This window comes from Nonomuraea aridisoli (assembly GCF_003236395.1).
Lineage (GTDB): Bacteria > Actinomycetota > Actinomycetes > Streptosporangiales > Streptosporangiaceae > Nonomuraea > Nonomuraea aridisoli.
On sequence record NZ_POUD01000304.1, the window covers coordinates 1 to 10,460 of the forward strand.

The following is a 10,460-nucleotide window of genomic DNA, read 5'->3' on the forward strand; positions in this document are numbered from 1 at the left end:
GTACGCCGGGCTGGCGGGGGTGGCCTTCACGGGGCTGGCCGTTCAGTCGGTCGCCGGGCTGGCCGCGAGGAGCGCGACGGCGTCGGCGATCGGCGTCCCGGCCGTGGTGGGGGCGTACACGTGGCTGGTGGGGGTATCGGCTGTGCTGACCACGGTGACGTTGCTGCGACGTCGCACGTGGCCACAGATCACGACATCTGCCATAAGCGGCGCTTTCCTCGTATGGTGGTTCACCTGGTTCCTGTGACGCGCATCCGTGAGCTCGACGCCCTCCGCGGTTTCGCGGTGGGCGGCATCATGCTGGTCAACACCTGGCAGCACACCGACAAGCAGTCTCCGGCCGCGATCGACTGGATCATCGAGGCGCTCTTCCAGAGCCGGTTCTATCCGATCTTCTCCCTGCTGTTCGGCATCAGCTTCATGCTGTTCCTGCGCGGCAACAGCCGCTGGGCGCTGCTGAGCCGGCTGTTCTGGCTCTTCTGCCTCGGCAAGATCCAGCACACCTGGTACGAGGGCGAGGTGCTGACCGACTACGCCTTCTACGGCGCGCTGGTGCTGCTGCCGGCCACGTTCCTGCCCGGCGGCCTGCCGGTGCTGCTGCTGGGTCTGGGGGGCGTGGCGTGGGCGCTGATGGTGGGCGGCGGAGTGCTGCTGATCCCCGGGCTGTTCCTGGTCGGCATGGGGTTGTGGCGGCTGCGCCCGCCCAGGGAGCTGCTGCTGCCGGGGTTCGCTGTCGCGGCGCTGGCCATGGCGCTGCTGAGCCTCGCCTGGACGCAGACCGACGACTGGACGCTCTACAGCGTGGCCGCGCTGGCGGGCGCCGCGGCGTACTCGCTGGGGCTGCTGACACTGCTGCGCCCGTGGTTGTCGGCGGTGCTGGAGCCCCTGGGGAAGATGGCCCTGACCAACTACGTCTCGGGCACCGTGGTGATCGTGCTGGCCGTGCCGCTGCTCAGCGCCGACCCGACCCGCTGGTCGGTGATCGCCCTGACGGTGGTCACCCTGCTCGCGCAGGTGCTGCTCAGCAGGTGGTGGCTCACACGTTACCGGTACGGGCCCCTGGAGTGGATCTGGCGGTGCCTGACCTGGTTTCGACCGGTGCCCAACCGGCTAGAGTCGGGCCGTGACCAGAATCGCCCTCTGTCAGATCCCGGTGTCCACTGATCCGTCGGTCAACCTCAAGAGGGCCGGAGAGGCGCTCGCCCGCGCCGAGGGCGCCGACCTGGCCATTTTCCCGGAGGCCACGCTCACCCGTTACGGCCGGCGCATCACGGGCCTGGCCGAGCCGCTGGACGGGCCGTTCGTGTCGGGGCTGGCGCGGGCCGCGCGCGAGCACGGGCTGGCGGTGATCGCCGGGGTGTTCGAGCCGGGCGACGACCGGGTGCACAACACGGCCGTGGTCATCGACGCCCAGGGGGCGGTCACGGCGGCGTACCGGAAGATCCACCTGTTCGACTCGTTCGGCGCGAAGGAGTCCGACCTGGTCGCGCCCGGCGCGGAGCCGGTCGTGGCGGAGGTCGCGGGGGTGCGGGTCGGGCTGATCACCTGTTACGACGTGCGCTTCCCCGAGCTGGCCAGGGCGCTGGTGGACCGGGGGGCGGAGATGTTCGCGGTGATCGCCGCCTGGGGCTCGGGGCCGCTCAAGGAGGACCACTGGGTGACCCTGGTGCGCGCGCGGGCGCTGGAGAACACCATGTGGACGGCGGCCGTCGGTCAGGCGCCCAACCCGGGCGAGTCGTCCGACGGCTACGGCGTGGGCCGGAGCATGCTGGTCGATCCGCTGGGCGTGGTCCGCGCCGACCTGGGCACCGGGCCCGGCGTACAGGTCGTGGAGGTCGACCAGGAGTTCACCCGTACGGCCCGCGCGACCCTGCCGTCACTCCAGCACCGGGTGATGGCGGGATGAACAACGGTCAAGCGATCGTAAAGTAGAGGTGTGAGCGGAACGCAGATGCAGAAGGTGGTCCCGCCGCGTCTGCTCGTGCCATACCTGTCGGGCAAGCGCACGGTCATCTCGGGATACGTCTACCGGGTGCAGGACTGCGTCAGGCTGACCACCCCAGAGGCCCTCTACTACGGGCTTGACCTCTCCTTCGACGGATCGGAGCTGTTCGCCGAGGTGCCCGAGCTCTATCTCATGCGCTGGCACGCCCGCGACGTCGACACCTACGCGGTGCCGTACGGCCCGCACATGGGCGGCGACTGGAGCGACGCGCCGCCGTTCGCCGGCAACGGGTTCACGACGTCGTCGGAGCACGTGGTGCCGCAGTTCCACACCGTCCCGATGCCGATCCCGGCCGGGGCGGAGATCATCCACGTGACCGGTGACGGCGAGCGCCGCTTCGCCGAGTACGACGGGCTGACCTGGCGGCCCTGCTCATGAGCGACGAGATCACCCCGGTCGCCTCGGGCTTCGTGGCCCGCTTCGGCGATCACACGCTGCCCGCCGCGCTCGGCCCCGAGAGCGACCAGGTCGTGCTGTTCAGCGAGGCCGAGTTGGAGGGCTTCGAGCAGGCCTCCGGCTACTGGCGGCGGGTCGTGCCGAGGTCGCAGGTCGAGTGGCTGGTGCTGGTGCGCACGGTCGGCGCGTTCGGCGGCGAGCCGTGCATCGTGCTCGACGAGGACGACGACGGCCTGCACATCGCCTACACCGGCCACAGCGGCATGAAGGCGGAGGCGCTCGGCTACTGGATGGTCGACCACGGGGCGTACGAGGTCGTGGTGCCGCGCGAGGAGGTCTTCTCCATCCGCGTCGAGCGCATCCCCGTGCCGTAGGGCGGGCGGCTACCCGCCCTGCGAACGCCAGTTGTGCTTCACCAGCAGGTTGCGCGCGTCGTCGGCGACCGCGGCGTCGGCCACGATGTCGTAGCGGTCGGCCACGACGGCCTGGCGCGAGACGAAGCCGCGGCCCCGCTGGGTGGTCCAGTAACTCGTCAGCCCGAAGATCGCGCCGAAGACCGCGCCGTAGAGCAGGCCGCCCGCCATGAACGCGAGCCCCGATCCCTGCGGCCCGGCGAACAACGACAGGATCAGGCCGGCCATCAGGCCGAACCACAGACCGGTGGCCGCTCCGGCCCCGGCGGCGCGCAGCGCGGTCGCCCGGCCGAGCACGGTCTCGACCAGGCGCAGGTCATGACCGACGATGCCGGCCCGTTCGACCGGGAAACCGTTGTCGGCGAGGAAGCCGACGGCCTTCTGCGCCTGCTCCGCCGTCTGGTAGGAGCCCACCACCGGACGCTGGTCGGCGCCCGGCAGGATGACCGTCGGGGCCGTCCTGAACATCATGGTCACCATTCCTTCCCGGCGGGTGGGACGGGGTTCGCCGTCCCGCCCGCGTCAGGATCGCCTGATCACTTCGAGATCGCCCTGGCCGCACCCTTGGTGATCTCGACCTTGCGCGGCCGGGCCCGCTCCCGCACGGGCACGCGTACGGCGAGCACGCCGTTGTCGTAGGCGGCCTCGACGTGGTCGGCGTCGAGGTGCTCCGACAGGTAGATCCGCCTGGTGAAGGTGCCGGTGGCGCGCTCGCGGACGAACACGCCGTCGTCCTTGCCGTACGTCTCCTCGCGGCGGGCGCTCACGGACAGGACGCCGCGGTCGACCGTGACCTCGATCGAGCCGGGGTCGGCGCCGGGGGCGTCGAACCGCAGCAGGATCTCCCCGGGGCGGCGGACTGCGTCCATCGGCATGGTCACCGAGGCGCTGTCGCGGATCCGGCCGGCCAGCCGATCGAACCGGCGCTCCATGTCGCGCATGACCGAGTCGATCGACGAGAACAGCGTCATCATCACCACCTCGACATATCTATATGTCGGACTCTATAAAAGCTATAACTCTATTTGTAGGTTTTTGTCAAACCGTCTTCACCTCTGGCTCTACCCTCAAAGCCCTCCCCTACGACCGGACGGCGGTTACAGGTCCGTACGCCCCGGGGACAGAGGGCGGTGCGGCGGTGGAGGGACATGAGGACGCCGACCGCCGCCAGGCAGGAGACGATGGAGGAGCCGCCGTAGGAGACGAAGGGCAGGGGGACGCCGACGATCGGCATGAGCCCGATCACCATGCCGACGTTGACGAATGTCTGCGCACCCAGCCAGCAGACGATCCCGGCCGCGACCAGGCGCGCGTACGGGGTGAGGCCGGCGGCGGCGATGCGCAGGGCGCGCCAGAGCACCGCCCACAGCAGGGCCGGCAGCAGCGCCGCGCCGGCGAAGCCCAGCTCCTCCCCGGCCACGGTGAAGACGAAGTCGGTGTGCTGCTCGGGCACGCCGGACGCCAGGTGGACCGGCGCGGGCCGGACACCGTCAACCTCGTCTGCCTGATCGTGGTCATCGCGTCGTCGCCCGTGCTCGCGGCCGGCGGTCTCGGCGGGACGCCGGGCCTGGTGGGGCTCGTGATGGCCTGCGCGTACGCCGGCGGCGCCGCGGGCTCCTGGCTCGGAACGGTCGCCTACGGTCAGGCCGGCTGGCCGGCGGTGTGCGCGCTGGTGGCGGTGCTCGCCGCACTCGCCCTGGCCCGTCACCTCATGACGGTGTACGGCCGCGAGAACCGCGAGGACGACCCGACCGGCACGAGGACCGCGAAGGTCGTACGAGGCACGGGTGACGAGGGGGTGCCGACGGTGCGGTAGCCGGTCCGGCGAGGTGGTCAAAGGGGGCCGAGCGGGGCGGGACCAGCGGGGTGGTCAGGAAGTGTCGAGCGATGGCGCGTCGAGCGAGGTGGTCAGGGGGTGCCGAGGGTGCGGTAGCGGGTCTTGCGGGCGGCCAGGCGGGTGGCGGGGTCCATGGCCAGCAGGAGGGCGATCTCGTGTTCGAGCGCGCGGCCCACGCGTTCGCAGAACTGCCGCGGCTCGTACGCGGCGTCCGGCAGCTCCGGGACGACCCGGTCGACGATGCCGTCGCGGCGCAGGTCGGTGGCGCGGATGCGCTGCGCCTGCGCGATCTCGGGGGCGAAGTCGACCGAGCGGTAGAGGATCGCCGAGGCCCCTTCGGGCGGCAGCGGCGCCAGCCAGGCGTGTTGCGCGCACAGCACCCGGTCGGCGGGCAGCAGCGCCAGCGCCGCCCCGCCCGCGCCCTCGCCGAGCAGCAGGCAGACGGTGGGCGCGTCGAGTGTGACGAGCTCGGCCAGGCAGCGGGCGATCTCGGCGGCCAGCCCGCCCTCCTCGGCCGTCTTCGACAGGTCGGCCCCTCCGGTGTCGACCACGGTGACCAGCGGCAGGCCCAGGTCGGCCGCGAGCCGCAGGCCGCGCCTGGCCACCCGCAGCCCGGCCGGCCCGAGCGGGGAGGCGACGCGCTGCAGCCGGCGGTCCTGCCCGAGCACCACGGCCGGCGCGGCGCCGAACTTGGCGAGGGCGAGCAGCAGCCCCGGTTCGTTCTCGCCCGCCCCGGAGCCGCTGAGCGGGGTGACGTCGGAGGCGGCCAGTTTGAGCAGCGTGCGCACGCCCGGCCGGTCGTCGCGGCGGGAGCGGGTGATCGCCTCCCACGCCTCCACGGGACGCAGGTCCTCCTCGGGCGGCTCCCCCGCCTCGACGCTGGTGCCGCCCGCGGCGAGCACGGTCAGCGCCCGGATCGCGATGTGGCGAAGCTCCTCGGCCGGCACCACGGCGTCGAGCAGCCCTTTGCGGTGCAGGTTCTCGGCGACCTGCACGCCCTCGGGGAAGGCGTAGCCGTGCAGCGACTCGAACACCCGGGGCCCGAGGAACCCGATCAGCGCCCCCGGCTCGGCCGCCGTGACGTGCCCGAGCGACCCCCACGACGCGAACACCCCGCCCGTCGTGGGATGACGCAGATAGACGAGGTACGGCAGCCCGGCGCCGCGGTGCTCCTGGATCGCGGCGCTGATCTTGACCATCTGGACGAACGCGAGCGCGCCCTCCTGCATGCGCGTGCCGCCGGACGCGGGCGCGGCCAGCAGCGGCAGCCGCTCGCGGGTGGCCCGCTCGATCGCCGCCACGATCCGCTCGGCCGCCGCCACCCCGATCGAGCCGGCCATGAACGAGAACTCCGACGCCACGACGGCCACCCTGCGCCCGCCGAGCAGCCCTTCCCCCGTGATCACGGCCTCGTCGTAACCGGACTTGACCCGGGCCGCGGCGAGCTCTTCGGCGTAGGAGGAGCCGGGCGGAGCCGGATCCGCGGGCGGCGCGTCCCACGATTTCCACGACCCCCGGTCGAGGACCGTGTCGATCAGTGTGCGCGCGTCCGGACGGCTCACTTATCGCTCCCTACAGGTCAGCCAACGAGGCAATGGTGACGCACGAGTGCTCGGGGCGGCGCCGCGAATTGCCGATCATCGTACGCTCTCCCGCGCCGGGCCTCATCGTCCGGGATCACCGTTCGCGTTCCTCCAGCCAGGCGAGCACGGCCTCGCCGTCCTGATCGAGCGCGGGCGGGGCGGTGTGGCGGGCGTCGGTGAGCCCGTCGAAGCGCAGCGGCGGCCCCGGCAGCTCGATCGGGCCGAGCACGGGGTGCTCCACGGTGACGACGAGCCCCTGGGAGCGGGTCTGGTCCCAGGAGTAGACCTCGTCGATCGTCCTGATCGCGCCAGCGGGCACGCCGGCCTCGGCCAGCCTCGCCAGCCAGTGGCCGCGGTCGTGGGCGGCCAGCGCCTTCTCCATGTCGGCGATGAGCTCGTCGCGGTGGGCGTTGCGGTCGCGGTTGGTGGCGTAGCGCGGGGTGTCGGGGTCGATGTCGAGCAGCTCGGCGACCTTGCGCCACTGGCCCTCGTTGGCGGCGGCGATCTGCAGCATGCCGTCGGCGCAGCGGAAGGAGCCGTAGGGGGTGATGGAGGTGTGGTGGTTGCCGTTGGCCCGGGGCACCTGGCCGCCGACCGTCCAGGCGGTGCCGTGGTAGGCGTGCACGCCGGTGATCGCGGCCAGCAGCGAGGTGCGCACGACGCGACCCTTGCCGGTGCGCTCACGCTCGTAGAGGGCGGCGGCGACGCCGTACGCGCCGTGGATGCCGGCCAGCAGGTCGGCGATGGAGGCGCCGACGCGGGTGGGCTCCTCGGGTGAGGGGCCGGTCAGCGACATGAGGCCGCCCTCGCCCTGGGCGATCTGGTCGTAGCCGGGACGGCCGCCCTCGGGCCCGTCGTGGCCGAAACCGGTGATCGACAGGATGACGAGGCGGGGGTTGAGCTCGTGGAGGTGTTCGACGGAGAAGCCGAGGCGGTCGAGCACGCCGGTGCGGAAGTTCTCGACGAGGACGTCGCTCTGGCGGGCGAGGCGTTCGACGAGCTGCTTGCCGTCGGGCGACTTCAGGTCGACGGCGATGGACTGCTTGTTACGGTTGGCCGCCAGGAAATAGGTGGAGATATCGTGGTCCGGGCCGACGAACGGCGGCCCCCAGCCGCGTGACTCGTCACCCCCGTCGGGATGCTCCACCTTGATCACCCGAGCGCCCAGATCGCCCAGCAGTTGTGCGGCGTGCGGCCCGGCCAGGGCCCTGGAGAGATCGAGTACGACGATGCCGTCGAGAGGTCCGAGCAAGATCAGCCTCCTCGCGTGTCCGGGTGAGAGAACATTCTCGCAGTTGTCCTTTTCTGTTCCTCTACCCTGGTCCGGTGAACGACCTGGCCTGCCGCATCAGGGCTCTGTCTCCTACGTGCGGCCCGGTCCGCCTGGTGGCCGTGGACGGCCCGGCCGGGTCGGGCAAGACGACGTTCGCCGGGCGGCTGGGGGCGGCGCTGGCCTGCCAGGTGATCCACAGCGACGACTTCCCCGTGCCGTGGGAGGAGGGCCCCGGCGGCTGGTTCCACCTGCTGGAGTCTCAGGTGCTGCGCCCGCTCGAACGCGGCCTGCCGGGAGGTTTCCGCAGGTACGACTGGGTGCGCGGCACGTACGCCGAGCACGTGACGGTGCCCGTGGCGCCGGCCCTGGTGATCGAGGGCGTCGGCACGGCGCGCGCGTCGGTGGCCGGGCTGCTGGCGTACACCGTCTGGGTGGAGGCGCCCGAGCCCGTCCGGCTGGGCCGCGTCCTGGCGCGGGACGGGGCGGAGCTGGAGCCGCGCTGGCGGGAGTGGTTCGCGGCCGAGCGCGCCTGGTTCGCCGCGGACCGCACGCGGGAGCGGGCCGACCTGGTGGTCACGACCTGATGTCAGAGGTGGGCGACGTCGTTGAACCGTACGAGCTCGAACCGGCCGCCGCCGGTGCGCCAGACGGACACCGAGGCGTTCAGCACCGGCGCGAAGTCCAGCACGGCGGCCAGCTCCGCGTCCGGCGCCCCGGCGACGACGTGGCGCAGCGCCAGCACCACCGAGTCGTGGGCGACGATCAGCACCCGCCGCCCGCGGGCCCGCTCGCCCAGGTCGGCGAGGAACCCGCGGAGCCTGACCACGACGTCGGCGAGCGACTCGCCGCCCGGCGGGCGGTAGGCGTAGACGCCCTCGGCCCGCCGCCGGGCCGCCTCCTCGGGGAAGCGCTGCTCAACGGCGGCCTGGTTGAGGCCGGCGAGCCGGCCTTGCTCCTGGTCGCGCAGGCGCTCGTCCACGGTGACGGGAAGCGGGTCGGTGCCCCACTCCCGCTGGGCGAGCTTCCAGGTGTCGAGCGCGCGCAGGTAGGGCGAGCACCACACCAGCTCGGGCCGCTCGTCCGGGGGCAGCGCGGCGAGCAGCCGGCCGAGCGCGGCGGCCTGCGCGCGACCCAGCTCCGTCAGCGTCACCTGGTCGTCGCCGCGCCCGTAGACCAGCGGCGCCTGGCCGGCCTCGCGGTGGGCGAGGTTGGCCTCGCTCTCGCCGTGGCGTACCGCCATGATCAGCGTGGGGCCCATGCCCCCATCCTCACACGCGGCCGCGGGCGTGTCCCCTGAGGAGATCGTCGACCTCGGCGCGCAGCGCGAGGAACTCCGGGGTGCGCTTGAGCGCCAGGTGGCGGCGGTCGGGCAGCGGCACCGGCAGTTCGGCGGCGACGCGCCCTGGGTGCGAGGCGAGCACGATCACGCGCCGCCCGAGCAGCACGGCCTCCTCCACGTCGTGGGTGACCATGAGCACGGTCGCGCCCGTGTCCTGCCACACCTGGTGCAGGAAGACCTGCATGTCCTCCTTGGTCTGCACGTCGAGCGCCCCGAACGGCTCGTCGAGCAGCAGCACGGACGGCTCGCAGGCCAGGGCGCGGGCGATCGCCACCCGCTGCCGCTGGCCGCCCGACAACTCCTTGGGCAGCGCGCCGGCCAGGGGCAGCAGGCCGACCTCCGACAGGTACCACTCGACGCGCCGCCGCCGCTCGGCGGCGGGCAGGGGCAGCAGGCGCAGGCCGAAGCCGACGTTCTCGGCGACCGTCAGGTACGGGAACAGCGCCCCCGACTGGAACACCAGCCCGCGCTCCGGCCCCGGCCCGGTGACCGGCAGGCCGTCGAGCTCGATCGTGCCGCCGGTGACCGGTTCGAGGCCGGCGACCAGGTTGAGCAGGGTGGACTTGCCGCACCCGCTGGCCCCGACCAGGCAGACGAAGTCGCCGCGGTCCAGCTCCAGGCCGACGCCGTCGAGCACCGGCCCTCCGGCGAACGTCTTGACCACGTCGCGCAGCACGAGCGTCATGCCGTCCACCTCCCGGCCCTGGCCCTGACCAGGCGCAGTCCGACGTCGAGGGCCAGGCCGATGAGGCCGATCACCACCAGGACCGCGAAGATGCGGTCGGTCTGGAGGAACCGCTGGGCCCGGATGATGCGGTAGCCGAGCCCGGACTCGGCGGCGATCAGCTCCGCGACGACCACGAAGTTCCACGCGGCGGCGGCGTTGACCCGCATCGCGTCCAGCATGCCGGGCAGCGCGTACGGCCAGACGACCTTGCGCAGCACCTCGCCCGGGGTCGCGCCGAGCGTGGCGGCGGCCCTGCGCAGCTCGCCCGGGACGGCGCGGACGGCGTCGGCGGTCATGAGCGTGTTGAAGAACACGACGCCGATCACCAGGATCGCGATCTTGGACGGCTCGCCGAGGCCGAGCCAGATGATCAGCAGCGGGATGAACGCCGACGCGGGCAGGTAGCGCAGCAGCCCGATCACCGGCTCCAGCAGCGCCAGGGCGACCGGGGAGGTGCCCATCGCCATGCCGAGCGGGACGGAGATCGCCACCGCCAGGCCGAACCCGGCGGCCACCCGGCCGAGGCTGGCGGCGGCGTCCGACAGCAGCTGGCCGCTCGCGGCCATCTCGGCGAACGCCTCCGCGACGGCCGCCGGGGACGGCAGGAACGTGGGATCGACCACGCCCAGCGAGCTGACGACCGCCCAGAGCGCGAGCGGCACGGCGACGGCCACCACCCGCAACGCCCACCGGGCGCGGCCGGACAACATAGCGCGCCTCGTGCCGCCGAGCCCGCGGCGGCGGGTGCGCTTCGGCAGCGGCGGCCACCCGTCGCGCTCGGACACCGCCGCCCCGCCGCCCGGCCCTGCGGCCCCGGCCACGGGCTCCGCGCCGCCGCCCGCGGAGGCGGCGCTCGCGGGGGCGGCGCTCGCGGTCGCGTCCGCGGG

The 10,460-nt window shown here is 72.9% G+C and carries 15 protein-coding genes; 7 read left to right on the forward strand and 8 right to left on the reverse strand.

Features of this window, described 5'->3' with window-relative positions; all coding sequences use genetic code 11:
- The 5 genes from C1J01_RS51615 to C1J01_RS41255 all read left to right on the forward strand — a co-directional run.
- Positions 1 to 247 (forward strand): hypothetical protein (locus C1J01_RS51615; protein WP_220040362.1); only part of this gene is annotated, 247 nt, incomplete at its 5' end.
- Positions 244 to 1,164 carry a DUF418 domain-containing protein gene (locus tag C1J01_RS41240; protein WP_220040363.1) on the forward strand — a complete coding sequence of 307 codons (921 nt, stop codon included), beginning with the start codon at positions 244 to 246 and terminating at the stop codon, positions 1,162 to 1,164. The genes C1J01_RS51615 and C1J01_RS41240, both read left to right, overlap by 4 nt.
- On the forward strand, positions 1,124 to 1,906 hold the full coding sequence (locus C1J01_RS41245) for a carbon-nitrogen hydrolase family protein (protein ID WP_111184485.1): 783 nt from the start codon (positions 1,124 to 1,126) through the stop codon (positions 1,904 to 1,906). The genes C1J01_RS41240 and C1J01_RS41245 overlap by 41 nt, the downstream gene beginning before the upstream one ends.
- Before the next feature lie 30 nt (positions 1,907 to 1,936).
- The gene (locus C1J01_RS41250) at positions 1,937 to 2,383 is read left to right on the forward strand and encodes a hypothetical protein (RefSeq protein ID WP_235855005.1); all 447 of its coding nucleotides are present in this window, start codon (positions 1,937 to 1,939) and stop codon (positions 2,381 to 2,383) included.
- Positions 2,380 to 2,775, forward strand: a complete 396-nt coding sequence (locus C1J01_RS41255; RefSeq protein WP_111184487.1) for a UCP033725 family protein — start codon at positions 2,380 to 2,382, stop codon at positions 2,773 to 2,775. Before C1J01_RS41250 ends, C1J01_RS41255 begins: the two co-directional genes overlap by 4 nt.
- A 9-nt stretch (positions 2,776 to 2,784) precedes the next feature.
- On the opposite strand, the gene C1J01_RS41260 is transcribed toward C1J01_RS41255, so the two are convergent.
- From C1J01_RS41260 to C1J01_RS41270, 3 genes are all read right to left on the reverse strand, one after another.
- Positions 2,785 to 3,285, reverse strand: a complete 501-nt coding sequence (locus tag C1J01_RS41260) for a YflT domain-containing protein (RefSeq protein WP_220040364.1) — start codon at positions 3,283 to 3,285, stop codon at positions 2,785 to 2,787.
- Positions 3,286 to 3,350: 65 nt separating this feature from the next.
- Positions 3,351 to 3,788: an Hsp20/alpha crystallin family protein gene (locus tag C1J01_RS41265; RefSeq protein ID WP_235855006.1), complete on the reverse strand. Its 438-nt coding sequence runs from the start codon at positions 3,786 to 3,788 to the stop codon at positions 3,351 to 3,353.
- A 47-nt stretch (positions 3,789 to 3,835) separates the two neighbouring features.
- On the reverse strand, positions 3,836 to 4,267 hold the full coding sequence (locus C1J01_RS41270; protein ID WP_235855007.1) for an FtsW/RodA/SpoVE family cell cycle protein: 432 nt from the start codon (positions 4,265 to 4,267) through the stop codon (positions 3,836 to 3,838).
- Between C1J01_RS41270 and C1J01_RS50555 the strand changes: the two genes are divergently transcribed.
- Positions 4,253 to 4,630, forward strand: a complete 378-nt coding sequence (locus C1J01_RS50555; RefSeq protein WP_181449252.1) for a hypothetical protein — start codon at positions 4,253 to 4,255, stop codon at positions 4,628 to 4,630. The genes C1J01_RS41270 and C1J01_RS50555 overlap by 15 nt on opposite strands.
- Before the next feature lie 92 nt (positions 4,631 to 4,722).
- Here C1J01_RS50555 and C1J01_RS41275 read toward each other — a convergent pair whose 3' ends face one another.
- Positions 4,723 to 6,213 (reverse strand): carboxyl transferase domain-containing protein, encoded by a 1,491-nt coding sequence (locus C1J01_RS41275; protein WP_111184488.1) that lies wholly within the window; start codon positions 6,211 to 6,213, stop codon positions 4,723 to 4,725.
- Between the two features lie 115 nt (positions 6,214 to 6,328).
- The gene (locus C1J01_RS41280) at positions 6,329 to 7,492 is read right to left on the reverse strand and encodes a CaiB/BaiF CoA transferase family protein (RefSeq protein ID WP_438943180.1); all 1,164 of its coding nucleotides are present in this window, start codon (positions 7,490 to 7,492) and stop codon (positions 6,329 to 6,331) included.
- Positions 7,493 to 7,560: 68 nt separating this feature from the next.
- On the opposite strand from C1J01_RS41280, the gene C1J01_RS41285 reads away from it, so the two are divergent.
- Positions 7,561 to 8,091 carry a uridine kinase family protein gene (locus C1J01_RS41285; RefSeq protein WP_111184490.1) on the forward strand — a complete coding sequence of 177 codons (531 nt, stop codon included), beginning with the start codon at positions 7,561 to 7,563 and terminating at the stop codon, positions 8,089 to 8,091.
- A gap of 2 nt (positions 8,092 to 8,093) precedes the next feature.
- Here C1J01_RS41285 and C1J01_RS41290 read toward each other — a convergent pair whose 3' ends face one another.
- The 3 genes from C1J01_RS41290 to C1J01_RS41300 all read right to left on the reverse strand — a co-directional run.
- On the reverse strand, positions 8,094 to 8,765 hold the full coding sequence (locus C1J01_RS41290) for a histidine phosphatase family protein (RefSeq protein ID WP_111184491.1): 672 nt from the start codon (positions 8,763 to 8,765) through the stop codon (positions 8,094 to 8,096).
- Positions 8,766 to 8,775: 10 nt separating this feature from the next.
- Positions 8,776 to 9,531 (reverse strand): ABC transporter ATP-binding protein, encoded by a 756-nt coding sequence (locus tag C1J01_RS41295; protein ID WP_111184496.1) that lies wholly within the window; start codon positions 9,529 to 9,531, stop codon positions 8,776 to 8,778.
- A partial coding sequence (locus tag C1J01_RS41300; protein WP_111184492.1) for an ABC transporter permease occupies positions 9,528 to 10,460 on the reverse strand: 933 nt, incomplete at its 5' end. The genes C1J01_RS41295 and C1J01_RS41300, both read right to left, overlap by 4 nt.

What these genes read in the sequence shown, in the direction of transcription:
- C1J01_RS41295 (WP_111184496.1), bottom strand. Translation starts at nt 9,531, where the DNA reads ATGACGCTCGTGCTGCGCGACGTGGTCAAGACGTTCGCCGGAGGGCCG.
- C1J01_RS41260 (WP_220040364.1), bottom strand. Translation starts at nt 3,285, where the DNA reads ATGATGTTCAGGACGGCCCCGACGGTCATCCTGCCGGGCGCCGACCAG.
- C1J01_RS41265 (WP_235855006.1), bottom strand. Translation starts at nt 3,788, where the DNA reads ATGATGACGCTGTTCTCGTCGATCGACTCGGTCATGCGCGACATGGAG.
- C1J01_RS41255 (WP_111184487.1), top strand. Translation starts at nt 2,380, where the DNA reads ATGAGCGACGAGATCACCCCGGTCGCCTCGGGCTTCGTGGCCCGCTTC.
- C1J01_RS41290 (WP_111184491.1), bottom strand. Translation starts at nt 8,765, where the DNA reads ATGGGCCCCACGCTGATCATGGCGGTACGCCACGGCGAGAGCGAGGCC.